The 25,101-nt window shown below is 69.3% G+C and carries 26 protein-coding genes; 13 read left to right on the top strand and 13 right to left on the bottom strand.

The features are described from left to right. Positions 1–5 precede the first annotated feature (5 nt). Genes TMO_RS19470 through TMO_RS19460 form a run of 3 tightly spaced genes read left to right on the top strand, consistent with a single transcriptional unit; the run spans position 6 to position 2,922 of the window. Positions 6–1,109, top strand: coding sequence for a UDP-glucuronic acid decarboxylase family protein (locus TMO_RS19470; RefSeq protein WP_014747399.1), 1,104 nt, complete (start codon positions 6–8; stop codon positions 1,107–1,109). After that, complete coding sequence (locus tag TMO_RS19465) at positions 1,106–2,182, top strand: DNA topoisomerase IB (protein WP_145978298.1); 1,077 nt, start codon at positions 1,106–1,108, stop codon at positions 2,180–2,182. The genes TMO_RS19470 and TMO_RS19465 overlap by 4 nt, the downstream gene beginning before the upstream one ends. A 26-nt stretch (positions 2,183–2,208) precedes the next feature. Next, on the top strand, positions 2,209–2,922 hold the full coding sequence (locus TMO_RS19460; RefSeq protein WP_014747397.1) for a TIGR04290 family methyltransferase: 714 nt from the start codon (positions 2,209–2,211) through the stop codon (positions 2,920–2,922). Positions 2,923–2,986: 64 nt separating this feature from the next. Here the strand turns inward: TMO_RS19460 and TMO_RS30650 are convergent, their stop codons facing one another. After that, a complete protein-coding gene (locus TMO_RS30650) occupies positions 2,987–3,307 on the bottom strand; it encodes a hypothetical protein (protein ID WP_014747396.1) in 321 nt (106 codons plus the stop codon). A 347-nt stretch (positions 3,308–3,654) separates the two neighbouring features. On the opposite strand from TMO_RS30650, the gene TMO_RS19455 reads away from it, so the two are divergent. Next, positions 3,655–4,506, top strand: a complete 852-nt coding sequence (locus TMO_RS19455) for an SDR family oxidoreductase (protein WP_014747395.1) — start codon at positions 3,655–3,657, stop codon at positions 4,504–4,506. A 58-nt stretch (positions 4,507–4,564) separates the two neighbouring features. On the opposite strand, the gene TMO_RS19450 is transcribed toward TMO_RS19455, so the two are convergent. Next, on the bottom strand, positions 4,565–5,209 hold the full coding sequence (locus tag TMO_RS19450; protein WP_014747394.1) for a flavodoxin family protein: 645 nt from the start codon (positions 5,207–5,209) through the stop codon (positions 4,565–4,567). 3 nt (positions 5,210–5,212) lie between these two features. Beyond that, complete coding sequence (locus TMO_RS19445) at positions 5,213–5,497, bottom strand: hypothetical protein (protein WP_014747393.1); 285 nt, start codon at positions 5,495–5,497, stop codon at positions 5,213–5,215. Positions 5,498–5,652: 155 nt separating this feature from the next. On the opposite strand from TMO_RS19445, the gene TMO_RS19440 reads away from it, so the two are divergent. The 4 genes from TMO_RS19440 (at position 5,653) to TMO_RS19425 (ending at position 9,985) form a co-directional block, all read left to right on the top strand. After that, the gene (locus tag TMO_RS19440; protein WP_014747392.1) at positions 5,653–6,555 is read left to right on the top strand and encodes a Ku protein; all 903 of its coding nucleotides are present in this window, start codon (positions 5,653–5,655) and stop codon (positions 6,553–6,555) included. A gap of 5 nt (positions 6,556–6,560) precedes the next feature. Further along, a complete protein-coding gene (ligD, locus tag TMO_RS19435) occupies positions 6,561–8,999 on the top strand; it encodes a DNA ligase D (RefSeq protein ID WP_014747391.1) in 2,439 nt (812 codons plus the stop codon). Between the two features lie 292 nt (positions 9,000–9,291). Continuing rightward, positions 9,292–9,501, top strand: a complete 210-nt coding sequence (locus tag TMO_RS19430; protein WP_041606896.1) for a cold-shock protein — start codon at positions 9,292–9,294, stop codon at positions 9,499–9,501. A 271-nt stretch (positions 9,502–9,772) separates the two neighbouring features. Next, positions 9,773–9,985: a cold-shock protein gene (locus TMO_RS19425; protein ID WP_014747389.1), complete on the top strand. Its 213-nt coding sequence runs from the start codon at positions 9,773–9,775 to the stop codon at positions 9,983–9,985. 154 nt (positions 9,986–10,139) lie between these two features. On the opposite strand, the gene TMO_RS19420 is transcribed toward TMO_RS19425, so the two are convergent. Next, positions 10,140–10,466, bottom strand: a complete 327-nt coding sequence (locus TMO_RS19420) for a DUF2934 domain-containing protein (protein WP_014747388.1) — start codon at positions 10,464–10,466, stop codon at positions 10,140–10,142. Between the two features lie 133 nt (positions 10,467–10,599). Between TMO_RS19420 and TMO_RS19415 the strand changes: the two genes are divergently transcribed. From TMO_RS19415 to TMO_RS19395, 5 genes are read left to right on the top strand one after another with little or no spacing between them, the layout of a single operon-like run. Continuing rightward, positions 10,600–10,959: a hypothetical protein gene (locus tag TMO_RS19415; protein ID WP_014747387.1), complete on the top strand. Its 360-nt coding sequence runs from the start codon at positions 10,600–10,602 to the stop codon at positions 10,957–10,959. Next, entirely contained in the window at positions 10,940–11,470 is a 531-nt protein-coding gene (locus TMO_RS19410) for a (2Fe-2S)-binding protein (RefSeq protein WP_416069008.1), read from the top strand. Before TMO_RS19415 ends, TMO_RS19410 begins: the two co-directional genes overlap by 20 nt. Further along, on the top strand, positions 11,470–12,486 hold the full coding sequence (locus TMO_RS19405) for an FAD binding domain-containing protein (protein WP_014747385.1): 1,017 nt from the start codon (positions 11,470–11,472) through the stop codon (positions 12,484–12,486). The genes TMO_RS19410 and TMO_RS19405 overlap by 1 nt, the downstream gene beginning before the upstream one ends. After that, entirely contained in the window at positions 12,483–14,780 is a 2,298-nt protein-coding gene (locus TMO_RS19400; protein WP_014747384.1) for a xanthine dehydrogenase family protein molybdopterin-binding subunit, read from the top strand. Before TMO_RS19405 ends, TMO_RS19400 begins: the two co-directional genes overlap by 4 nt. 44 nt (positions 14,781–14,824) lie before the next feature. After that, positions 14,825–15,979: a mechanosensitive ion channel family protein gene (locus TMO_RS19395; protein WP_014747383.1), complete on the top strand. Its 1,155-nt coding sequence runs from the start codon at positions 14,825–14,827 to the stop codon at positions 15,977–15,979. A 13-nt stretch (positions 15,980–15,992) separates the two neighbouring features. Here TMO_RS19395 and TMO_RS19390 read toward each other — a convergent pair whose 3' ends face one another. The 9 genes from TMO_RS19390 to TMO_RS19350 all read right to left on the bottom strand — a co-directional run bounded on the left by TMO_RS19390 (position 15,993) and on the right by TMO_RS19350 (position 24,898). Next, a complete protein-coding gene (locus TMO_RS19390; protein ID WP_014747382.1) occupies positions 15,993–17,177 on the bottom strand; it encodes an NADH:flavin oxidoreductase/NADH oxidase in 1,185 nt (394 codons plus the stop codon). Further along, positions 17,174–18,019, bottom strand: a complete 846-nt coding sequence (locus TMO_RS29765) for a hypothetical protein (protein WP_014747381.1) — start codon at positions 18,017–18,019, stop codon at positions 17,174–17,176. Before TMO_RS29765 ends, TMO_RS19390 begins: the two co-directional genes overlap by 4 nt. Beyond that, the gene (locus TMO_RS19380) at positions 18,016–19,245 is read right to left on the bottom strand and encodes a CaiB/BaiF CoA transferase family protein (protein WP_051045548.1); all 1,230 of its coding nucleotides are present in this window, start codon (positions 19,243–19,245) and stop codon (positions 18,016–18,018) included. The genes TMO_RS29765 and TMO_RS19380 overlap by 4 nt, the downstream gene beginning before the upstream one ends. Before the next feature lie 145 nt (positions 19,246–19,390). Next, a complete protein-coding gene (locus TMO_RS19375; RefSeq protein WP_014747379.1) occupies positions 19,391–20,263 on the bottom strand; it encodes an amidohydrolase family protein in 873 nt (290 codons plus the stop codon). Positions 20,264–20,281: 18 nt separating this feature from the next. After that, a complete protein-coding gene (locus TMO_RS19370; protein ID WP_145978296.1) occupies positions 20,282–20,989 on the bottom strand; it encodes an ABC transporter ATP-binding protein in 708 nt (235 codons plus the stop codon). Further along, positions 20,982–21,809 (bottom strand): ABC transporter ATP-binding protein, encoded by an 828-nt coding sequence (locus TMO_RS19365; protein ID WP_014747377.1) that lies wholly within the window; start codon positions 21,807–21,809, stop codon positions 20,982–20,984. Before TMO_RS19365 ends, TMO_RS19370 begins: the two co-directional genes overlap by 8 nt. Beyond that, a complete protein-coding gene (locus TMO_RS19360) occupies positions 21,806–22,738 on the bottom strand; it encodes a branched-chain amino acid ABC transporter permease (RefSeq protein ID WP_014747376.1) in 933 nt (310 codons plus the stop codon). Before TMO_RS19360 ends, TMO_RS19365 begins: the two co-directional genes overlap by 4 nt. An 81-nt stretch (positions 22,739–22,819) precedes the next feature. Beyond that, entirely contained in the window at positions 22,820–23,695 is an 876-nt protein-coding gene (locus TMO_RS19355) for a branched-chain amino acid ABC transporter permease (protein ID WP_145978294.1), read from the bottom strand. A gap of 63 nt (positions 23,696–23,758) precedes the next feature. Further along, positions 23,759–24,898 (bottom strand): ABC transporter substrate-binding protein, encoded by a 1,140-nt coding sequence (locus TMO_RS19350; RefSeq protein WP_014747374.1) that lies wholly within the window; start codon positions 24,896–24,898, stop codon positions 23,759–23,761. Positions 24,899–25,101 lie beyond the last annotated feature (203 nt).

Here is a 25,101-nt window from a genome sequence, read left to right as displayed (position 1 = left end):
GCCCCATGAACGGCCCCACCCCGCAGACCAACCGCCGCGGGCCGCGGCCGAACCGCCCGGTGGCCCTGATCGCCGGTGCCGCCGGCTTCCTCGGCTCGCATCTCGCGACCCGGCTGATCGACGACGGCTGGCGGGTCTATGGGGTCGACGACTTCCACACCGGGCTTGCCCGCAATCTGGCCCACTTGGCCGATCATCCGGATTTCGTGTTCATGGAGCACGACATCCGCCGGCCGCTGCCCAAGATCGCCGGCCTGGCCCAGGTCTGGAATCTGGCCTGCCCGGCCTCGCCGCCGCATTACCAGGACCAGCCGATCCGCACCGCCACCACCAGCGTGGTCGGCACGCTGAACCTTCTGGAACTGGCGACCCAGGCCGAGGCCCGCTTCGTCATGACCTCGACCTCGGAAATCTATGGCGACCCGGAGGTGCATCCCCAGCCCGAAAGCTATCGCGGCTGCGTCAACACCACCGGGCCCCGCGCCTGCTATGACGAAGGCAAGCGCATGGCCGAGGCGCTGTGCTACGACTTCGTCCGCCAGTACGGCACCGATGTCCGGGTGGCGCGGGTGTTCAACACCTATGGCCCGCGCATGCGGCTGGATGACGGGCGGATCGTGTCGAACTTCGTGGCCCAGGCGCTGACCGGGCAGAAGCTCACCATCTACGGCTCTGGCCGTCAGACCCGGTCGTTCTGCTATGTCGACGATCTGGTCGAGGGGCTGGTGCGGCTGATCGAGGTCGAGCGGCGGCCCGAGACCCCGGTCAATCTGGGCAATCCGGAAGAATATTCGATCCTGGAGATGGCCGAGATGATCGGCCGGCTGACCGGCCGGCGGATCCGCACCACCCATGATCCGCTGCCGGCCGACGATCCGCGCCGCCGGCGCCCCGATATTGCCCTGGCCCGCCGGCTGCTGGACTGGGAACCCCGGGTGCCGCTGCGCACCGGGCTTGCCGCCACCATCGACTGGTTCGCCGAGCTGCTGGCCGAAGAGGGCCGGCTGGTGGCGAAGCCCGCGGCAGAGCTGCGCGGTGCCGCGGCCCGGCGGCGCGAGCCGGCCGGCGGCGCTGCGGTCTCTCTGGGCCTGGCGGCGCCGGAACATTGAGCCGCGAGGGTAGCGCGCCGCCCGCCCGCGGGCGCAAGCGCCGGCGGGCGGCGCGGATGCGCGCGGCAGGGCTGCACCGGGCCGCGGCCGATGCCCTGCCGATCCGCCGCAGGCGGGCAGGGCGCGGCTTCGTCTATCTGGACGGTGATGGCCGGCGGATCACCGACCCGGCCGAAATCGACCGGATCAAGGCGCTGGCGATCCCGCCCGATTATCGCGAGGTCCGCATCGCGGCCGACCCGCGCGCCCATCTTCAGGCCACGGGCCGCGATCGCGCCGGGCGGCTGCAATACCGCTATCATCCGGATTGGGAACAGGTGCGCGAGCGCGACAAGATCGACCGTCTGGCGACGCTGGCCGGGGCGATCGGCCGCATCCGCGCCCGGGTGGCGCGCGATCTGGAACAGGCAGGCCGGACCCGCGACGGCGCGCTGGCCGCGATCGTGCGGGTGATCGACCTCACCCATATCCGGATCGGCTGCGAGGACTATGTTCAGTCCGGCCGCAGCCGCGGCGCCGCGACCCTGCTGAAGCGCCAGGTGTCGATCTCGGAAAGCGCGGTGGCGCTGGATTTCCGCGGCAAGAGCGGCCGGGCGATCGCCTGCACCCTGGACGATGCCGATCTGGCCGCCGCCCTCACCCGCCTGACGGGGCTGAAGGGCACGCGGCTGTTCCAGTATCCGGATGGCAACGGCCGGCCGCACACGGTGACTGCGGCCGATGTGAACGCCTATCTGGCCGAGATCGCCCGCGGCCGCGGCCCGGTGGAAACCCCGGTCACGGCCAAGGATTTCCGCACCCTCGCCGCCACTGCCGCCGCCGGTGCGGCGCTTGCCGCCACCGATCCCGCCCGATCGGTCACCCGCCGGCGCCGGCAGATCGCGCATGTGATGCGTGCGGTGGCCGAGATGCTGGGCAATACCCCGGCGGTCGCCCGGCGCAGCTATGTCCATCAGCGGCTGATCGAGACCTTCGAGACCGGCCGTCTGGCCGGCCTTTACGCCCGTGCCCGTGCCGGCGGCCGCCGCACCCGCGCCGAAGCGCTGGTGGCGCTGCTGTTCGCAGGGCCATGACTCCCGACGACAGACGGACCCGACCCATGCCAGACCACACCCCGAATCACGATCTCAGGCGCCGCATCGACGAACTCGGGCCATGGTTCCACAACATGGAACTTGATGGCATCCGGACCGCGCCGGACCATTTCCTCGGCGACTATCCGGGCTTTCAGTGGGAAAGACTGCGCCCGGCCCTGCCGGCGGATCTCGGCGGTCTCAACGTGCTCGATATCGGCTGCAATGCCGGCTATTTCTCGATCCGGCTGAAGCAGGAAGGTGCCGCCCGGGTGCTGGCGGTGGATCACGACCCCCGCTATCTGGCCCAGGCGCGTCTGGCGGCAGAGGTCGCCGGGGTCGCGGTCGAGTTCCGGGAGATGTCGGTCTACGACCTGCCCCGGCTGGGCGAGCGCTTCGATCTGGTGCTGTTCATGGGGGTGCTGTACCACCTGCGCCACCCGCTGCTGGCGCTGGACCTGATCCACGCCCATGCGGCGGCGGATCTGCTGGTGGTGCAGTCGCTGGAGCGGGGCGCCGGAACGGCCGGCGCACTCGCCGCGGATCATGACTTCTCGGAACACGCGATCTTTGATCGCGACGACTATCCGCGGCTGCATTTCGTGGAGCACGCCTATGCGGGCGACCCCAGCAACTGGTGGATCCCGAACCGGGCCTGCACGGAAGCGATGCTGCGCAGCGCCGGGTTCACGATCCTGTCCCGTCCGGCGGACGAGATCTATCTCTGCCGCCGCCGCTGACGCCCCGCATCATGGGGGGCCGGCGACGACATCCGGTGCACCCCGCTGCGGGTGCCGGATCGGATCAGGAGGTGTGCTCGTCCGATCGGGGCTTTCCGCCGCCCTGCACGGTATCGGCCGGCAGGGCGTCGGCCGGCGGGGCGTCCGGCTGGGAAGATGCCTCGGATGATGCATCCTTCGGCGTGGCATCGTCATAGACGGGGTTGCCGACCAGAGCCGCAGCAGCCTCGCGCGCCAGAGCCATCAGCTCTTCGGGCGGCGATGTGTCGTCTCCATAAGCGGCGTAGAGATCCTGGAGGGCCCGGTCGAGCGAGCGGTCGTCGTGCTCGGCCTGCCGTTTCGGGTCGGTCCCGTCGATGCGACGTCCGGGATGTGCGCTTGCCATGGGTTGGGGGTGTTCCTTCGTCATGGGATCATCCTGCCGAAGGCAGCCTCGGGCCATGATGCATGATGCATGGGCGCCGGCCGGTCGAGGCTTCGGTTTCGGCAGTCACCAGCCTGGCCGTCTCCGGAAGCCAGACGTCGGATTGGGGGCACCCGACCTTTCTTACGTCGTTCGTCATCGGGTGGATCAACCTCCGTTGCAGTTTAATTCATCGGACGGCCGCACGTCACGCGGCACGCGGAGACGGAACTTGAACGGATGGCATACTGTTCCTCCTATGCCGGAACCAAATATATCTGGAAGCGTTCACGCGACATGTCTGCAACAGAGCCTGGAAAGGGACGGATATGTCGGATCATCTTCAACCACCCCAAAGGCAAAATCAGCAGCCGGGGCGCGAGCATGAAATGTCGCCGGCCCCCGATTACATGCCACGATTTCCCGGCACCGGCCGGCTGAAGGATAAGGTCGCGCTGATCACCGGCGGCGACAGCGGCATCGGCCGGGCGGTGGCGATCGGCATGGCGCGCGAGGGCGCCGACATCGCCATTCTGTATCTGAACGAGCATCGCGACGCCGAAGAAACCGTGCGTCTGGTCGAAGCCGAAGGCCGCCAGGCCATGCACATCGCCGGCGATGTCGGCGACGAGGCGGTCTGCCGCCGGATGGTCCGCGAAGTGGTCAAGACCTTCGGCCGGCTGGACGTGCTGGTGAACAATGCCGCCGAACAGCACGAGGTGAAGGACTTCACCGATCTGGCCGCCGAACAGCTGGAGCGGACCTTCCGCACCAATGTCTTCGGCTGTTTCTTCATGACCAAGGCGGCGCTGGAGCATCTGCCCGACGGCGGGGCCATCGTCAACACCACCTCGATCACCGCCTATCAGGGCTATCCCAGCATGGTGGATTATGCCGCCACCCGCGGCGCGATCGTGGCCTTCACCCGATCGATGTCCAAGCTGCTGGTCGACCGGAAGATCCGCGTCAACGCGGTCGCCCCGGGCCCCATCTGGACCCCGCTGATCCCCGCCAGCTTTCCGCCCGAAAAGGTCGCCGAACACGGCGGCAGCGCCCCCATGGGCCGCGCCGGCCAGCCCAACGAGGTGGCGGCCTGCCATGTCTTCCTGGCGAGCGAGGAGGCGTCTTACATGAGCGGTCAGGTGCTGCATCCGAATGGCGGGACCATCGTTCAGTCCTGACGCAGATGATGGCGGGCACCGGGCAGTGCGCCCGCCATCACTCAATCCCCCCGCCGGCTCAATCCTCGCGAAACTTCGCCGGCTGGCCATCGGGCGGATACTGGTTTTCGGCCAGCAGCCGGGCCAGATGCAGCACGTTGCGCGCCGCCAGATCGATGGTGGTGCCGATCTTGTCGGGCATGGCGGGCAGGTCCTTGTAATCGGTCTTGCCCATCGCCTCTCCCACCCAATAGACCACGGCATTGGGCGGGATGGTGAAACCGACATCGGCCAGGCCCTGATAGACCTCGGCCGCGACATGATGGGCGCCGTCTTCATTGCCCACCACCACCAGCGCCACCGCACGGCCGTAAGAGCGCAGCCGCCCCGCCTCGTCGGTTTCGGTCAGGAAGGCGTTCAGCCGCTCCAGCACCCGCTTGCAGACGCTGGAGGGCTGGCCCAGCCAGATGGGCGTGCCGATCACCAGGATCTGCGCGTCCAGCACCTGGCGGCGGATCGCCGGCCAGGCATCGCCCGGCCCTTCATCGGCGGTGATGCCGGGTTTGATGTCGTGATCGACCGCGCGGATGCTCGCCGTCTCCACCCCGTCACGGCCGAGCCGCGCCAGGAACTGCGACAGCAGCAGATCAGTCGAGCTTTCGGCATCGCCGCCCTTCAGCGTGCAGTTGATGCCGAAAGCCCGGATCGTTTTCGGCCCCGCCATGGATCACCCCTCCTCGCGCCGCACGAATTTGAAGAAGCGGCTGGTCTTGCCGTCGGCGGTTTTGTCCTGGTGCAGGAAGGCGATGGCGGTCTCGTCGAATTTGCGGAAGAAATCTTCCCAGCTGATCCGCTCCAGCCCCGGATCGGGCTCGCCGTCGTCGAAATCGATCCGCAGGATGCCGGCGTCACCGCCCTTGTGGGTCGCCTTGACCGCAGCGGGGTGGCCGCCGCGCGCCTCGGCCCAGCGGCGGATTTCGTCGTGATCGGTGGTGGTGCGCGCATCTGACATGGGTCGGATACCTCCTTCGGCTGGTCTTACCCTTGCAGCGCGAACCCGGCAGCCCGCCCCCTGGTTCCGGGGTCTCGGGGGTCCGGGGTCTCGGGAACCGCTGCCGCAGCGGCCGGGTTGACGGGATCAGGCCCGGAGAAGACGAGAGGCGACCCATGGCGCGCAAGGCGGCGAAACCGAAACGACAGGATGACGGCGAGGCGGCGGCCAATCGCCCCGCGGCACGCCCGGTCTGGACCGGCAATATGCGGCTTGCCCTGGTGTCGGTGCCGGTGAAGCTTTATGCCGCGGTGAAGAGCGGCGCGCGGATCCGGTTCCACCAGGTCCACGAGCCCTCGCGCCGGCGCATCCGCTATCAGAAAATCGTGCCCGGGGTGGGGCCGGTCGATACCGACGAGATCGTAAAGGGCTTCGACCTGGGCCAGGGTCGCTGGGTGCTGATCGACCAGGACGAGATCGATGCGCTGAAGGTGGAGGCCCGCCACACCCTGGATCTGGTGCAGTTCGTGGGCCCCGACGAGATTGCGCCGATCTGGTTCGAGCGGCCCTATTACGTGGTCCCCGACGGCGAGCTGGCGATCGAGGCCTATGCCGTGCTCCGCGATGCACTGAAACGCGCCGGACGGATCGGCCTCGGCCAGTTCGTGATGCGCGGGCGGGAATATGTCGCGGCGCTGAAGCCCTGCGGCCAGGGGCTGATGCTGGAGACGCTCCGCTTCGCCGACGAGGTCCAGCGCGCCGCCCCCTTCTTCACCTCGATCGACGAAGAGGCGAGCGATCCGGAACTTCTCGACCTGGCGGCCGAGCTGATCGAGCGGAAGACCTCGGCCTTCGAGCCCGGGCGGTTCAAGGACAATTACACCCGGGCCCTGCGCCAGCTGATCGACGCCAAGGCGGCGGAGAAATCGGTCGAGCTGGGCGAAGAGGCCGCGGAAGAGACCGGCGGCGGCGGCAAGGTCGTCGATCTGGTCGAGGCGCTGCGTCGCTCGGTCAAGGACAGCGGCAAGGCCAGTGGCAAGACACGGGCGGCACGGAGCGGCCGGCGCAAGGCGGGGTGAGGCCGATGGCCGCCGACCCGCTCGACAGCTATCGCCGCAAGCGTCGCTTCGACCGCACGCCCGAGCCGGAGGCCAGGAGCGGGCGCACCCCTGAAGGCGGCAGGCTGACCTATGCCATCCAGAAGCACGACGCCCGGCGGCTGCATTACGATCTCCGGCTGGAATGGGCCGGGGTGCTGAAAAGCTGGGCGATCACCCGCGGCCCCAGCCTGGACCCCAGGCAGAAACGGCTGGCGGTGCGCACCGAAGACCACCCCCTCGCCTATGCCGGTTTCGAAGGGCAGATCCCCGCGGGCCAGTACGGCGCCGGCGAAGTGGTGCTGTGGGATCGCGGCCATTGGGAGCCGGTGGGTGATGCCGAGGACGGGCTCGCCGCCGGCCGGCTGGACTTCATCCTCCATGGCGAGCGGCTGCGCGGCCGTTTCGTGCTGGTGCGCATGAAACCGGCGGCCAAGGCCGGACGGGCGCCGGAAAAGGCCGAGAACTGGCTGCTGATCAAGCGCGACGACGCCGATGCCGACCCGACGGGCGAGGTGACCCGCCGCCACCCCGGCAGCGTGGCGGTTCAGCCGAAGCGCGAGGCCGCCCCCCTGCCCGGCTTCGTGGCGCCGATGCTCGCCACCCTGACCGACCGGCCGCCGCGCGGGCCCGGCTGGGTGTTCGAAATCAAGCTCGACGGCTATCGCGCCCTCGCCGCGGTGTCGGGCGGCCGGGCCGTCATCCGCACCCGATCGGGCCTCGACTGGACCGACCGCTTCCCCGGCATCGCCCGGGCGCTGGCGGCACGGCCGGGCCTGGACGGCGTGCTGCTGGACGGCGAGATGACGGCGATGACGGCAGACGGCCGCACCGATTTCTCCGCCCTGCAGGCGGCGCTCTCCGCCGGGGGCGAGGGGCTGCATTACGGCGTCTTCGACCTGCTGGCGGCGGGCGGGGAAAGCCTGCGCCACCTGCCCTGGACCACCCGCAGGGCCCGGCTCAGGGCGCTGCTGGGGGCGCCTGCGGGCGACGGCATCCACCTTGTCGATCACAGCCCCGGCCCGGCGGGGGACCTGCTGGACCAGGTCTGCGCGGCGGGCCATGAGGGGCTGATCGCCAAGCGGACCGATGCGCCCTATCGCCCGGGCCGCGGCCATGCCTGGCTCAAGGTCAAATGCAGTCAGGCGGGGGAGTATGTCGTGGTCGGCACCTCGCCCTCCGAAGCCGGGCGGCCCTTCGCCTCGCTGCTGCTGGCGGTTCAGGATCGCGGCACCTGCCGCTATGCCGGCCGGGTGGGCGCCGGTTTCAGCGACAGGGATTTCGCCTGGCTGGCACCGCGGCTGACGGCGCTGGCCCGCAGGACCCCGCCGGTCGACCGCGACAGCTTGCCGCCCGCCGTGGCCCGGGCGGCGCGCTGGGTGGAGCCGCGGATCGTGGTCCAGATCGCCCATGGCGGCCTGACCGGCGAGGGGCTGATCCGCCAGGGCCGCTATCTGGGCCCGCGCGAGGACAAGCCGGCGGCCGAAGTTGAGGCGGACCGGGTGATGGCCGTCGAGGAGGCAGAAGCGATGGACGAGACCGGTGACAGCCTGCGCGGCGTGCGCCTGACCCATCCCGACCGGGTCCTGTTCCCCGAACAGGGCATCACCAAGCGCGATCTCGCCCGCTGGTTCGATGCCGTGGCCGGGCTGATGATGCCGCATCTGGAGAACCGGCTGGTCAGCCTTGTGCGCTGCCCCGAGGGCCGCCGCAAGGCCTGTTTCTTTCAGCGCCATGCCGGCCGCGGTCTGCCCCGGGGTTTCGCCAGCCGTAAACTGACCGATAGCCTGGGCAGTACCGAAGAGTATGTTCTGGTCCGCGATCCGGAAGGTCTGGTGGGTGCGGCACAGATCGGGGTTCTGGAGCTGCATCTCTGGGGATCGCGCATCGACCGGCCCCAGCGCCCGGACCGGCTGGTCTTCGATCTGGACCCGGATCCGGCGGTAGGGTTCGAAGCCGTGCGCCAGGCGGCTTTCGACATGCGCGACGCGCTTGCCGCCCTCGACCTCGCCTCGGTGCCGCTGCTGACCGGCGGCAAGGGCGTGCATGTGGTGGTGCCGATCACCCGCCGGCACGACTGGCCGGTGGTGAAGGCGGCAGCGAAGGCCCTGGCGCAGCGCTTCGCCGACCACGATCCCGGCCGCTTCGTCGCGACCATGAGCAAGGCAAAGCGCAGGGGCCGGATCTTCATCGACCATTTCCGCAACGACCGCACCGCCACCGCCATCTGCCCCTGGTCGCCCCGCGCCCGGGCCGGCGCCCCGGTGGCCCGGCCGGTCGACTGGCAGATGCTGGCCGGGATCGACCGGGCCGACGCCTTCCGTCTGGGCGACCCGCTGCCCGCAACCGACCCCTGGGCCGGGCTGGTGCCGCCCCGCCAGGGGCTGACGGCGGCGGCGCTCAGGGCATTGGGTGTGGCAGAATAGGGGCACGCGGGAATGCGCGTGGCTGCAATGACCGCAGGCCGCGTTTTCCCCTCGCCGTCCACCGCCATGAGAGGATTATTTTGGGCCTGCCCCCCAAAAAAATGAAATACCGGCTTGCCAGAGGGACGAAAAGGCCCCACCTTCGGCAGCGTCGAGTACGAGCCTACCCGGTTCCCAGACCTCTAGCCGATGAACTTCGTATACCCATTCGAATTTGTCTTGTTTGAGATCTGATTTCGACCATCCGCACGCGATGCGGGTGCCCTTATGACGACGACGAAAGGTTATTCCCATGGCTACGGGAACCGTGAAGTGGTTCAACACCACCAAGGGCTTCGGCTTCATCCAGCCTGACGAGGGCGGAAACGACGCCTTCGTGCACATCAGCGCCGTGCAGCGTTCGGGCCTGACCGAGCTGGTCGAAGGCCAGAAGGTCGCCTACGAGCTGATCGCTGACCGCCGCAGCGGTAAGCTGGCAGCTGCCAATCTGGAGCTTCTCTGATCCGGTTGCGGTGCGCCCCCTCGGGTGGCGCGCCACGGTGACGATGTCTCCAAGAAAGACCCCGCCCTGGTTTCGACCGGGGCGGGGTTTTTCGCGTCTGCGGATCGTGCCGAAACGGCGGGAGGCGAAAGGCCGCACTTGAAACCCGGCCCGAAAAGCCGCACCCTTTTTCTCGTCGACGGGCACCAGGGATGATGGGGTGCCCGCCGTCCGTCCGCGCCTGGGCTGCGGGCGACACTGGACAACGACGATGACGAAAGGGTGTCCCCTCATGGCGACGGGAACCGTGAAGTGGTTCAACGCCACAAAAGGCTTCGGCTTCATTCAGCCCGACGAGGGCGGAGCCGATGCCTTCGTGCACATCAGCGCCGTTCAGCGCTCGGGCCTGACCGAGCTGCGTGAGGGCCAGAAGGTCTCTTACGAGCTGATCGCCGACCGCCGCAGCGGCAAGCTGGCGGCCGCCAACCTCTCCCTGATCGACTGAGCCGACGGCTCGACCTGACCCACAGGCGAGAGGCGCGTTCGCAGGCGTAGCTACCACCACGGACATTCGTGACGCCTGACGATACCCGAGGCACTTTCGGAAACCCCGCATCCTCTGACCGAGGGTGCGGGGTTTTCTCGTTGTCGTCGGCCTCTCACCCGGAAATATCGTCATCCCGGGGCGGCACCGGCCGGGGGGTGGTGCGCTCTTCGCCCTGGTCGGTCAGGGTCGGGAACTCACCCTGGTTCTCCACCGCCTCCAGCGGTTCGGCGGGGTCGTTGCGGATGCGGTCGCGGGGGGATCCCGGGCGGAAGGTGGTCAGGTGCTGGTTGTCCTCGATCGCCACCAGCTCCTCGGCACGGCCGCGGTATTCCGCCTCGCGCCCCGGGATGGCGCCCTCTTCCTTCCACAGCCGATGCATGTGTTCTTTGATCCGGTCATCCCTGCTGGTTGTTCTCTGCTCCGGGCTCTGCCTGGTCATCGCCGGCCTCCTTCCTGGGGATGGCGGTCAACCGGCCGGACGGAGGGAGAGTTCCCCCTTGATCCGGGAACCTCCCGCGCGGTCGGGGGTTCAGCCCTGGTAACCGCCCGCCTGAGCAGGAGATACCGCCGCCATGGCGACAGCCGACCGGAACCGCCGGCCTCTGGACCCCACCGATGCCGAGATCCTGGGCAGCGCCGAAGGGCGCGAGGCCGATGCCCGCGACACGCGCAGCCCCGATGGCGGGCGCTTCCGCAATGTCCCGCGCGACGAAGCGCCCGCCCGGCCGGATGATGTGATCACCGACCCCGTCACCGGCGAGGCCGAGGGCCTGGACCCGACCGAAGAGGCAACCCGCCGCGCCGCCGAGGACGTGTTCGACGACGAAGAGGCCCTCGACGACGAACAGAATGGGGAGACCGAGGATGAGGACCGCTTCCCCGAAGGCTGGCCCCCCGACCGCCGCGACACGGATGACGACGATGCCGGGTAACCGCCCGCCTGGGGACCGCCTGGCCGAAGGCCTGATGGTCGGCCTGGAGGTCAACGGCCGCCCCTGCCGCGTGACCATCGACCCCCGGCTCAGCCTGCTGGATCTGCTGCGCGACCGGCTGGGGCTGACCGGCGCCAAGAAGGGCTGCGACCATGGCCAGTGCGGCGCCTGCACCCTGCTGGTCGACGGCCGGGCCGTGCTCGGCTGCCTGACGCTTGCCGCCCGGCTGGACGGCGCCCGGGTGACCAGCATCGAGGGGCTGGCGCCGGATGCGGAAGACGGGGGCGCGCTGCACCCCATGCAGCAGGCCTTCATCGATCATGATGCCTTCCAGTGCGGCTATTGCACCCCCGGCCAGATCCTGTCGGCCGTGGCGCTGATCGCGGCGGAACCACACCCCGACGACGCGCGGATCCGCGAGCACATGTCGGGCAATCTCTGCCGCTGCGCCGCCTATCCCAACATCGTGGCGGCGGTGCACGCCGCCGCCGACCGGATGGGAGGCGCGTGATGCAGCCCTTTCGGCTCGACCCGACAACACCCGCCCATGGTCCGGCGCCGCACGGCGCCCGGCAGATCGCGGGCGGCACCAATCTGGTCGATCTGATGCGGCTGGGGGTGGAACGCCCCACGGCCCTGGTCGATCTGGACCGGGTGTCGGCGCCGGCGCTGCGCGGCATCACCCGCCTGCCCGACGGCACCTTCCGGATCGGCGCGCTGACCCGCATGGCCGAGGCCGCCGCCGACACAGAGCTGCGCCGCGACCTGCCGATGGTGGTGCAAAGCCTGGAGCTGGCGGCGAGCCCGCAGATCCGCAATATGGCGAGCCTGGGCGGCAACCTGCTGCAGCGCACCCGCTGCCCCTATTTCCGCGACGTCAGCTGGCCCTGCAACAAGCGCGAGCGCGGCAGCGGCTGCGGCGCGATGGAGGGCATCACCCGCCACCATGCGATCCTCGGCACCAGCGACAGCTGCATCGCCGCCTATCCCGGCGATTTCGCCCAGGCCGCACTGGCGCTGGATGCCCAGATCGAAATCACCGGCCAGGGCGGGGTCCGGCGCATGAAACTGGCCCGGCTGCACCGCCTGCCGGGGGCGACGCCCGATGTCGAAACCGCGCTGGATGCCGACGAGACCATCACCGCCATCCACCTGCCCGCCCCGGGCTGGGCGCGGCGCTCGCTGTTCCTGAAGCGCCGGGAACGGACCTCCTATTCCTTCGCCCTGGTCTCGGCCGCCTGCGCGCTGGACCTGGACGGCGACCGGGTGCGTGAGGTGCGCCTCGCGCTGGGCGGCGTCGCCACCATCCCCTGGCGGGCCTTTCCGGCCGAACAGCTGCTGGCCGGCGAACGCCTGACCGAGGAATGTGCCCATGCCGCCGGGGTCGCCGCCTTCGCCGATGCCGTGGTCCGGCCCGACAACGCCTTCAAGCGCGATCTGGGGGCCGCATTGATCGCCCGCGCCCTGCTTGCCGCCCGCGCCCTGCCTGCCGCCCGCGATCTCCCGGTCACGGAGACCCGCCGATGAGCCTGCCCCCCACCTCTCTGCCAACCGACACCCCCCGCATCGACGGGCGCGCCAAGGTTACCGGCCGGGCCGTCTATCCCGCCGACACCGCGATAACCGGCCTCGCCCATGCGGCCCTGGTCGTCTCGCCCGTGGCCCGCGGCCGGCTGGCGGCGATCGACACCGCAAAGGCCGCCGCCCTGCCCGGCGTGCTGGGGGTGCTGACCGTCGACGACGTCACCGGCCGCATCGGCCTGCCCCGCTTCGGCGTCGCCGCCTCGTCGATCGCGCCGCTCCAGGACCGGCTGATCCGCCATGACGGCGAGATCCTGGCGGTGGTGGCGGCAGAGACCGCCGAGATCGCGACAGAGGCTGCCGCCCGGGTGAGCTTCCGGATCGAGGCCGAGGCCCCCGCCACCGGCTTCGACGATGCCGGCGCCGAAACCGTCGCCGCCGCAGACGCCGCCGGGCGCAAGGATCCCGGCCAGGGCGATATCGAGGCCGGTTTCGCCGTCGCCGAGGTGTGTATCGAGGCCGATTACGAAACGCCGGTGCAGCATCACAACGCGCTCGAACTCTATTCCACCACCGCGGTCTGGGACGGCGAGGGCGACCAGGCGCGGCTGACGGTGTACGAACCCTCGCAGAACGTGAACGGCTGGCGCCATGAACTGGCCCGCCAGCTGGGCATTGATCCCGCCCGGGTGCGGGTGGTGGCGGAATTCGTCGGCGGCGCCTTCGGCGGCAAAGGGCCGATCACCGCGCGCACGGCGCTGATCGCCTTCGCCGCCCGGCATTTCGGCCGGCCGCTGCGCTGCGTGGTCAGCCGCGCCCAGGGCTTCACCGCCGGTACCCACCGGGCGGAGACCCGCCAGCGGATCCGCATGGGCGCCACGCGCGACGGCCGGATCACCGCCTTCGTGCACGACGGCGCCGAGGTCACCTCGCGCGCCGATCCCTATCTGGTCGGCGGCAATTCGGTCACCGCCCGGCTCTACGGCTATGGCGCGGTTCAGACGAAGCTGTCGCTGGTCCATGCCGACCGGCCCACTCCCGGCTATATGCGCTCGCCGCCCGAAGTGCCCTATGTCTACGCGCTGGAACAGGCGATGGACGAGATGGCGGCGGCGCTCGACATGGATCCGATCGACTTCCGGCGGCGGAACGATACCGCGACCGACCCGCTGTCGGGCAAGCGCTACAGCAGCCGGATGCTGATGCCCTGTTTCGATGCCGCCGCAAAGGCCTTCGGCTGGGACCGGCGCGACCCGGTGCCGGGGTCGATGCGCGACGGCGACTGGGTGATCGGCATGGGCTGCGCCGCCACCGTCTACCCCGCCAACATCGCCGCCGCCACCGCCCGGGTGCGGCTTGCCGCCGACGGCCGGGTGACGGTAGAGACCGCCAGCCACGAGCTGGGCACCGGCATCCGCACGGTGGTGGCGCGCATGGCCGCCGAAGTGCTGGACATGGCGCCCGAGCGGGTGACGGTCAGAACCGGGGACAGCGACCTGCCGCCGGCCCCCGTCTCGGGCGGATCCAACTCCACCGCCAGCGTCTGTTCGGCGGTGGCGCGGGCGGCAGAGGCGGTGAAGGCCGATCTCTTCACCCGCCTGACGGCGTCCGAGGCCGCCCCCTTCTACGGGCTCGACCCCGCCACGCTCCGCCTCCGCGACGGCCGGATCGAGGCCGGCGGCCCCTATATGGCGCTCGACGCCGCATTGGAGGCAGCCGGACTGGAGACGATCAGCCAGACGGCCGACTTCATCCCCGACGGGCTGAAGCCCGATGCGGTGGAGAAGCTCCGCGCCGGTCGCACCCCCATGCGCGGCGGCGGATCGGGCGACCTGCTGCGCTATGCCATGGGCGCCGAATTCGCCGAAATCCGGATCAACCGCCGCACGCTCGAAATCGAGGTACCCCGCATGACCGGCGCCTTCGCCGCCGGCCGGATCATGAACCCGCTCACCGCGCGCAGCCAGCTGATCGGCGGCATGATCTGGGGGCTGTCCACCGCGCTGATGGAAGAGACCGAGCTGGACCGCCGGGCGGCGCGCGTGCTGAACCACGATCTTGAAAACTATCTGATGCCGGTGAATGCCGATATCGGGCAGGTGGATGTCATCCTGCTCGACGAAGACGACCGCACCGGCAACCCCTCGGGCATCAAGGGGCTGGGGGAGCTTGGCAATGTCGGCATGTCCGCCGCCATCGCCAATGCCATCCACCACGCCACCGGCCGCCGCTTCCGGCGCCTGCCGATCCGCATCGACCGGCTGTTCCTGCCGGCCTCCCCGGATGTGATCCCCGCATGACGCGATCGGCCGGCGCGCATTAAGACGCACGAGACCAGGACGCCATGGACATCCTCAGAACCCCGCGCTGGCTGGCGGAGCTTGCCGCCGCCATGCCGGCCGGGACCGGTTATCTGCTGCTGCTGATCGTGGCGGTGGGCGTGGCGCTGATCGCCCACCGCCTGTTCTTCCGCCTGCTCACCATCGTGGTGCCGCGCACCGGCAAGGGCTTCCGCACGGAAGTCTTTCGCCGGGTGCGCGGCCCCGTGCGGCTGGCCTTCATCCTGATCGCGCTGCGGGCGATCGCCCCCGAACTCGCCGTCGACGACGACGCAGGCGCCATCATCGGCCGGGTGCTGCAGCTGGGGGTGATCGCGCTGATCGGCTGGATCGCCGTCTCGGTGCTGCGGGCGCTGGCCGATGTCAGCCGCCGCCGCTATCGGATCGATGTCGACGACAATCTGGTGGCGCGCAAGCACCGTACCCAGCTGATGCTGCTGCAACGGGTCGGCATCGGCCTGGTGGTGGTGGTGACGGTGGCGGCCATGCTGATGACCTTCCCGTCGGTGCGCCAGTATGGCGTCAGCCTGTTCGCCTCGGCCGGCGTCGCCGGCATCGTGATCGGCTTCGCCGCCCAGTCGATCCTGGCCAATCTGATCGCCGGCATCCAGATCGCCCTCACCCAGCCGATCCGCATCGAGGATGCGGTGGTGGTGGAAAACGAATGGGGCTGGGTGGAGGAAATCGCCGCCACCTATGTCGTGATCCGGCTGTGGGACTGGCGGCGGCTGGTGCTGCCGATTTCGTATTTCATCGAAAAACCCTTTCAGAACTGGACCCGCGAGACTGCCGGCATCATCGGCACGGTGATCTGGCAGGTGGACTACGCCATGTCCTTCGCCCGCATGCGCGAAAAGCTCGACGAGTTTCTGAAGCAGAGCAAACTCTGGGACGGCAAGGTCGGCGTGCTGCAGGTGATCGACACCACCGAGCGCACGGTCACCATCCGCGCGCTGATGAGCGCCCACAACTCCCCCACCGCCTGGGATCTGCGCTGCGAGATCCGCGAGAAGATGCTGGTCTGGATGCAGGAGGAATGCCCGGAGGGACTGCCGCGGCTGCGCAACGACGTGACCGCGGCGGTGCATGCCCCCTCCGCTGCCGACGGCCAGGAACCGCTGACCCCTGAGGCGCTGGACCGGATGGGCGTGCGGCAATGATCCGGCGGCCGGGTCACCCGGCCGCCATCGCCCCACCATCCGGCCACATCAGGCTCTCGCCATTGTCGCGCAGCGCCTGGCCCCATTTCGCCAGCCACCAGCCATACTGCTCGGGCCAGCCCTCGAAATCGCCGGTCAGGCCCAGGGCTTCGGCGGCATGGTGGGCCCAGAACGGATCGACCAGCATCTGGCGGCCCAGGAAGATCAGATCGGCGCGGTCCTCGCGCAGGATTCGCTCGGCCAGTTCCGCCGTACGGATCATGCCGACCGCGCCCGTGGCGATGCCTGCCTCGCGGCGGATGCGATCGGCGAAGGGCACCTGATAGCCCGGGCCGCGCTTCAGATTGGCATTGGTCGATCCGGCCCGCAGATTGCCGCCGGTCGAACAGTCGACCAGGTCGACCCCCGCCACCTTCAGCTCGCGGGCGAAGATCACACTTTCCTCCAGCGTCCAGCCGCCCTCGATCCAGTCGGTGGCCGAGATGCGCACGAACAGCGGCGTCGCCGGTGGCAGGGCGGCACGCACCGCCCGGGTCACCTCCAGCGGAAAGCGCATCCGGTTCTCCAGGCTGCCGCCATAGTCATCGTCACGCTGATTGGCCAGCGGCGACAGGAAGCTCTGCAGCAGATAGCCATGGGCCATGTGCAGCTCGATCACGTCGAAGCCCGCCAGCACCGCGCGCCGCGCAGTGGCGACGAAGGCATCACATACCCCGGCGATCTCGTCGCGGCTCATCTCCCGCGGCATCAGCCAGCCATCGGCCAGCGGCAGAGAGGACGGGCCGGCGGGCTGCCACAGCTCCTCGCCGGCGGCGATGTCGCGTTCGGTCAGCGGGCCGTTGCCGCGGAACGCCCGCTGCTGGCTGGATTTGCGGCCGCCATGATTGATCTGGATGGCGGCCTTCGCACCATGTACCCGGATCTGGCCGGCGATCTCGCGCATGCCGGCGATCTGGCCATCCTCCCACAGCCCGGGATCGCCATTGGTGATCCGCCCCGCGCGGGTGACCGAGGTCTGCTCCACGAAGACCAGCCCTGCACCCCCCATCGCGAACTTGCCGTAATGGATCAGATGAAACGGCTTCACATAGCCGTTCTCCGCCGAATACATGCCCATCGGCGAGACCACGATCCGGTTCTTCAGTTCCACCCCGCGGAAGGTCGCGGGGCTGAACAGCCTGACATCCTGTCGCGTCACGTTTCTTTCCTCCCTCGGCTATTGCCCGGCACCGGATCGGCCGGGATATCGATGGCAGCCCGTGTGCAGCGGCAGAGCGCCGCCCCGGCCTGCCGCCACAGGGCCGGTCCGTCCGGGCCGTCCCCGGCAGAGACCGCCCTGTCCAGCACCTCCGTGGCGGCAATGGCCGCAGAGACCATTTCTGCCGGCCCCGCACCGGCGGCGCGCTGCGCCTCTGCGATGGCAAGCATCAGCAGCCAGCGGCCGCGATCCAGCCAGACCGGTACGGCACCCAGGGCCAGTGGTTTCACCTGCTCGATGATCACCATGCCGGCAGGGCCGTCCTCGCGGCGAAGCACGGTGCAGGCAGCCCCTGCGACCAGGGCCACCACCGCCCGGCCGTCTGGTCCGTCAGCCAGCACCGCCAGATGCCCGGCGGTCCCGGCCCGGGCCACCCGCCCTGCCCGGCCGTGCGCCAGCCCCGCCACATCGATCCGGAACCGGTCTTCGACCGCGGCGGGGGCGATCGCGACCGGCCCCGCCGGCAGGCGCAGCCCGCCCCGGGCCAGCAGCCAGCCGGCGAGCATGGTCTCCGCCAGTGGTGCCGCCAGGCCGGCCACCGCCGCCACCCGCATCACGCCCAGGCCGTCATCAAGGCCGAGCCCGGCCCCACCCAGCGCTTCGGGCGCCAGGGCGGCCGTCAGCCCCGCCTCCTCAAGGCCCGCCCAGAGGGCATCCTCGGGCGCCCCGGCCAGATCGTCGAACAGCCGTCCGGCCATGGTCAGGAGCAGCGCGTCGGCATGACGGGGGTCGCCCCGGCCATTCCGACGGAAGCGCCGGCCTTCCGGCGGCCGCAGGCTCACCCCCGGCCGCCGATCACGCGGCGCGCGCGCAGCGCCTCGATCCGATCCGGCCCATAGCCCGGCAGATCGGCGAGGATCTCGGCATCATGTTCACTGAGCCGGGGCGATGGCTGCCGCACCACCGGTTCGGCGCCGTGGAAGCGCAGCGGGCTCGACGGCAGCACCACCCGGCCGAATTCGGGATGATCGACATGTTCCAGCATGCCGCGTTCATGCATATGCGGATCGTTGACCACCTCCACCAGGTCGCGCACCGGGGCGGCCGGCACCTTGTGCCGGCGCAGAATGCCCGCCAGTTCCGCCTTGGTGTGGGCTGCGGTCCAGTCGCCGACCAGCCGGTCGGTCTCTTCCATGTTGCGCACCCGGTCGGCGGCCGTGTCGAAGCGCGGATCGCCGATCAGATCCTCGCGCCCCATCGCCTTCAGCAGCGCCGTCCAGTGATGCTCGTTGACGCCGATGATCGCGACATGGCCGTCAGCGGCCGGATAGACGTTGTAGGGGGCCTCGGCCATGGCACCGTGGCGATTGCCGGTACGCGGCGGCGCGCGGCCGGTGTCGAAGACGAAAGCCAGGTTCGAGGCCAGGCTCGGATAGACCGTCTCCAGCATCGCCACCTCGACCAGCCGGCCTTCGCCGGTGCGGGCGCGCTGGCAGAGCGCGGTCACGATGCCGGCATAGAGATGCACGCCGCTCAGGAAATCGACCACCGCCGGCCCGGCCTTGACCGGCGGCCCGTCGGGAAAGCCGGTGACGCTCATCATGCCGGACGCCGCCTGGACGGTGATGTCCATCGCCAGATTGTCGCGATCGGGACCCGACAGGCCGAAACCGGTGCCCGAGGCATAGACCAGCCGCGGGTTGATCCGGCGCAGCTCCTCCCAGCCCACGCCCAGCCGGTCCATCACGCCAGGGGCGTAGTTTTCCAGCAGCACATCGGCCCGGGCGGCCAGATCCTTGAGGATCTGCACGCCTTCCGGCGCCTTCAGATCCAGCGCGATCGCCCGCTTGTTGGCGTTCAGCATGGCGAAGGGGACCGCTGCCCCCGGGCTGACCCGGGCGCGGTGGCGGATCGGCTCGCCCGCCGGCGGCTCGATCTTGATCACGTCGGCCCCGGCCTGGGCGAGCAGGAAGCCGGCATAGGGGCCCTGATAGACCTGGCCGAGATCCAGGACCGTGATCCCGGCGAGCGGCAGCTCGGCGGCCGCAGTCGAACTGGTTTGCGTCATCACTCGATCTCTCGGCACCGGCCGGGCACGCGCACCGGGACCGGACGGGCTCCCCTCCTCGGGGACGAAGAAAGAGGTCGAAGCAGGTGCCAGGGGGGAGAGGCACCTGCTTCGACACGTCCTGGCCAGGGAGGCCGGCGGCGGCTCAGAAGCCGTAAAGGACCGCCGGGTTGTCGACCAGGATTTTGCGGCGCACCGTCTCGTCCGGCACGCAATCGAAAAGAAGGCGGATCAGATCGCCCATCTTCGGCATGGTCTCGTCGCTGTGGCCGACATGCGGCCAGTCCGATCCCCAGACCAGCCGGTCGGGATTGGCGGCGACGATCGCCTTCATATGACCGGCGGTATCGGCATAGGGCGCACCGATCCGGGTATTGCGGTCGGCGCCCGACAGCTTGGTCCAGTAGCGGCCGGTCTTCAGCTTGTCGCAGAAGCCGCGGAAGCCGGGGCTGTCCGGCGGAATGTCGGCCATGGTCCGCGACATGTGGTCGATGACATAGTCGAGCGGCAGCTTTTCGAGGTCGGGCGCCGCCTCCATCAGGTCGGAACTGTTGATCCAGAGCTGGGCATGCCAGCCGCGCTCGGCGATCCTGGGTGCCAGCGCCACCAGTTCCTCATAGCTGGTGCCGAGCGTCGAGACCGGCTTGCCGTCCTGGCGCAGCATGGTGATCCGCACCGCCTTGAAGCCGGCATCGGTCAACTCGTCCAGCACCCTGTCCGAGACGTCGCCCTTCAGGATCGCGGTCGCGCGCAGCTTGTCCGGATAGCGGCGCAGCGCATCCAGCGTCACCGCATTGTCGGCGCCGGAGCCCACCGCATGGACGATCACCCCGCGCGAGACCCCGATCGCATCCCAATGGGCGAAGAGGTCTTCCACCGTGCGCGGGAAGCGGGGCGTGAAGCGACCCTCGTCGCCATGGGGGAAGCGGTCATAGGGACCATAGAGATGCACATGGCAGTCGGCGCTGCCGTCGGGGAGGCGCAGGCCTTCGGGGAGAGGCTGGGAGGCGGTGGTCATCGGATATCCTTCGGACTGTCAGAGGCCCAGATAGGCCTGTTTGATGTCGTCGGCATCGCGGAGTGCCGCCGCCGATCCTTCGCGGGTGACCCGGCCGACGCGCAGCACATAGGCGCGGTCGGCAACCTTCAGCGCCGCGCGCATGTTCTGCTCGACCAGCAGCGAGGCGATGCCGCTCTGGCGCAATTCGGCGATCGCCCCCAGCACGGTGCGGGCCAGAAGCGGCGACAGCCCCATCGACGGCTCGTCGAACAGCAGCAGCCGCGGTCGGGCCATCAGCCCGCGGCCGATCGCGAGCATCTGCTGCTCGCCACCACTCAACCCGCCGGCCAGCTGATCGAACCGCTCCTTCAGCCGCGGGAACAGGTCCAGCACCCGGTCGACGCCGAATTCGGGCCCGCCGCCATTGACGTCGACGACGCGGAGATTGGCCTCCACCGTCATCCCCGGGAAGATCTCGCGCCCCTCGGGCACGTGGGCGAGGCCAAGGCGCGCGGTCTGCCAGGGCTTCAGCCCGTTGATCCGCCGGCCATCGAAGGTGACCGAGCCGCCGGACAGCGGCAGCACTCCCGAAATGGCGTTGAGCAGCGTGGTCTTGCCGGCGCCGTTGGCGCCCAGCATCGCGACGATCTCGCCCGGGCGGACCGCAAGCGACACCTCGCGCAGCGCCGTCACCCGGCCATAAGCGGCGGACAGCCCGTCCACGGTCAGCAATGCATCAGTCATCCTCGGCCCCCAGATAGGCGGAGATCACCTCCGGATGGCGGAACACCGCGGCCGGCGTATCGGCCACCACCGGCCGGCCGTCGACCACCACCAGCGCCGCCTCGCACAGCTCGCCGATCGCGGCCATGTCGTGCTCGACCAGCACGATGGTCCGGCCGACCGCGACCTTGCGCACCAGGGCGACGAATTCCGCGGTCTCGGCGTCGTTCATGCCGGCCACCGGCTCGTCCAGGAAGATGATCCGGGGGTCGGTCATCAGCATGATCGCCACCGCCAGCCGGCGCTGAATGCCGTAGGCGAGCGAAGCCGCCGGCTGGTCGGCGATGCGGTCGAGCCCGCAGAGCGCCAGCACGCCCGCAGCCTTGTCTTCGAAAGCCGCCATCTCGTCGCGCCAGCGCCGGCCATGCAGGATCCGTTCGATCACCGAATGGCCCATGGCCGAATAGCGGCCATAGAGCAGGTTCTCGCGCACCGTCGCCTCGCCGAACACGGCCGTGCGCTGGAAGGTGCGGCCGACGCCGCGGCGCGCGACCTCGTGATGGCGCATTGCCGCCACATCCATGCCCAGCACGTCGACCGTGCCGCCACTGGGTCTGGTGATGCCGCAAAGGATGTCGAACAGGGTCGACTTGCCGGCGCCGTTGGGTCCGATGATCCCGTAGATGGCGCCCTCCGGGATCGACACATCGACCCCTTTCAGCGCCGCGACACCGCCATAGCGCTTCTCGATGCCCCGGGCCCGGACGGCCAGGGGCCGGTCGCCACAACTCATATCGTCGGCACAACTCATGTCGTCGGCACAGCTCATGTCAGCCGTCATCGCCCGCCCTCCCCGCGCTTCAGCCGGGCCAGCATCGACCGGCCGATCTGATGCAGTCCGCCCGGCGCCAGCATCATCACCAGGATGATCGCCAGCGAGAAGACCAGCACCTTGACGTTGGGGTCGAGCTTCAGGAACTGCGGCAGGATGGTGAAGATCGCGGTGCCGATCACCGGGCCGAACAGCAGGCCGGTACCGCCGATCAGCACGGCGAGCAGGGCGTCGACCGTCAGCACCACCGAGAAGACCTCGGGCGTCACGATCTGGGTGTAGGGCAGGCAGAGCGCGCCGGCCAGTGCCGCCACCGGTGCGCTCAGCACCAGCATCTTCAGCCGCTCGCGGAACACGTTGATGCCCACCGACTGCGCCAGATGGCGGCTCTGGCGGATGCTTTCGATCGCATGGCCGAATCGGGAACTGCGCACCCGGGCGAGGAAGGCCAGCACCACCAGCAGCACCGCCGCGGTGAAGAAGAAATAGCTCTGCGGATCGGTGAGGTCGACCGGGCCGACGGCGAGGCTCGGGAAGCCGAACAGGCCGAGCGGCCCGCCCGTCACCTCCAGGTTCATCGCCGCCACCATCATCACACCGGCCAGCCCCCACGAGACGATGGAGAAATAGGCACCGGTCAGGCGCAGCGTCAGCCAGCCGATGCCGACCGCCAGCACCGCCGAGGCCGCCATCGCCACCGGCACCGCCGCCACGAAGGGCAGGCCGGCCTCGATGGTCAGCATCGCCGTGCCATAGGCGCCGACACCGAAGAAGATGCACTGGCCGAGCGGCACTTCGCCGAGCCCGCCCAGCATCAGATTGATGCTGAGCGCGAACAGCGCGAAGGCGCAGGTATAGCCGGCAAGGCTGAGAATGAAGGTGCTCCGGACCCCGAAGCCGACCGCCAGGACCAGCAGGATGGCCGCGAGCGTGAGCACGATTCCGCCTGTCGGCCAGCCTGAGGCCGGGCCCGCCAGGGGGGACGTGGAAGAGGTATCCGTCATGTCCGTGCCTCGCCCTCAATGCCTGTGCAGCTGCGCACGCCCCATCAGACCCTGGGGCCAGAGGAGCAGGACCACGATCACCAGCACCCAGCCGAGGGCGGGCGTCCACGACACCGAGACGTAGGTCTCGAAGAAGGCATTGCCGAGGCCGATGGCCATGGCCCCGAGCAGGGCGCCCGGAATGCTGCCGAGCCCGCCCAGGATCACGACCGTGAAAGCGGTGATCATGTTGGCATCGCCCATTGTCGGAAAAGCGCTGATGATCGAGGCGAGCAGCGCGCCCGAGAGGCCCGCCGCCGAGACGCCGAGCACGAAGGCGAGCGCCCGGATGGTCGGCACGTCGATGCCGGAATAGAGCGCGCCGCGCGCGTTCTGAGCGACCGCCAGCAATTGCTGGCCCCGCACGCTGCGTGTCAGCCAGAGGGCGAAGCCGATCAGCACCGCCAGCGACATGACCGCGATGAACAGCCGCTGCCCCGACAGAAACAGGCCGAAGACGGTGGTGGTCGCCTGTCCGAAGGGCGAGGCCACCGGCATCGGATCGGGGCCGGCCACCAGGATGATCGCGGCCACGATCGCCTGGCCGGCGGCGAAGGTCACGATGATCGAGCCATGTTCGCCACGGTCATAGATCGCCCGGCGGACGATCGCGATCTCCGCGGCGAAACCCACCGCCGCCACCAGCAGCACCGCCAGCGGCAGGGCGGCCAGATAGGGCAGGCCCGCCTGCTGGAGCATCAGCACGCCATAGCCGCCCAGCGCGAAGAAGGCGCCATGGGCGAAGTTCACGACGTGCAGCGTGCCGAAGACCAGGGTCAGACCCACGGCGACCAGCGCATAGCCGGCACCCAGCATCAACCCGTTCAGAAGCGTCTGGAAAAAGAGGTCCATCCGTCCCGTCCCCTGTCGCGGCGCGCATGCATGCATATCCATGCATGCGCTCTCCGCGGATCCTCAACGGTTCTCGATGGTCTCGCGGAGCGTCAGCCGGCCGTCCTTCACCTCGTGGATGTAGAACTGCGGCGCCCGGGCCCGGCCGCGATCGTCGAAGGTGAGTTCACCACGCGGTGACGGCCAGGGATTGGTGCGGATGGTCTTCGCGATCAGATCGTAATCATCGGCGCTGCCGGCCTTGTCCATTGCCCGGGCGATCACCTGCACCGCCTCGTAGGTCACCAGATGGACCTTGTTCGGCTCGGCCTGATGCGACTTGCGGAAGGCTTCGACGAAATCGGCCATCGGGCCGGTATTGCCTTCGGCGATGAAGATGTCACCGGTGATCACGCCGTCCATGGCGCCCTCGGCCGGGGTCAGCATGGAGGCCTGCACCACGCCCGGCGCCTGGGTCTCGACCGGGAAGCCGCCCTGCTGGCGGATCTGCTTCCAGAGCTGGGCCGAGCGCGCGGGATAGGCGTCGGCGACATAGAGCAGTTCGGGTTCCGACGCCTTCACCTTGCTGATGATCGAGGTGAAATCGGTGATGTTGGCATCATAGGTCGCAACATTGACCAGCGGGATGCCGGCGGCATCCAGCGACTTGCGCAGACCGGCGAGCAGCGCCTTGCTGAACTCCGAATTCTCACCCATATAGGCGACCGTCTTCGGCTTCAGCGTGCCGGTGATGTAGCCGTTGAAGGCCTCGGAATTGGCCGAGGCGGTGTTGTTGATCTGGAACAGCCATTTCGATCCCTGCTCGGTGATCGCATCGGCCTGGGCGGCCGCATTCACCTGCAGGATGCGGTTCTTGGTGACCGAGGTCTCGGCCAGCACGACCGAGCTGTTGGTGCCACCGGTGATCGCCTGCACCCGGTGCTCGGACATCAGCTTCTGCACCGCCGCGACACCGCCCTGCGGCGTGCCCTTGTCGTCCTCGTAGACCAGTTCGATCTGCCGCCCGCCCAGGATGCCGCCGGCGGCGTTGATCTCGGCCGCAGCCATCTCGGCGCCCATCTTCGCATCGCGCCCATAGCCCGCCGCCGCACCCGTGAACGGGGCCGCCACACCGATCCGGACGGGATCCGCCGCCAGCGCTGCGCCGGCCAGAACCATCGCCGCGGTCATGGTGACCGCAGTCGCGAGAATGCGACGTCGCATGTCCTTAACCTCCCTGAAGACCTGGCCTTGCGGCGGTCTTTATTTGCGAGTTCATGAGAAGGTATCGGCACGAAACCTCACCCTCATCCCGGATGGGGTATCCGGAACGCCCATGACTCGTTTTGCATTGAAGAGGATCTGTCCGGGTATTGCGCAGGTCACCACGTCGGACCCGTTGCCCTCTTGGGCTTCAGTATGAGGAT

It is taken from the genome of Tistrella mobilis KA081020-065 (genome assembly GCF_000264455.2).
Lineage (GTDB): Bacteria > Pseudomonadota > Alphaproteobacteria > Tistrellales > Tistrellaceae > Tistrella > Tistrella mobilis.
This window is presented reverse-complemented; position numbering and strand designations above follow the sequence as displayed.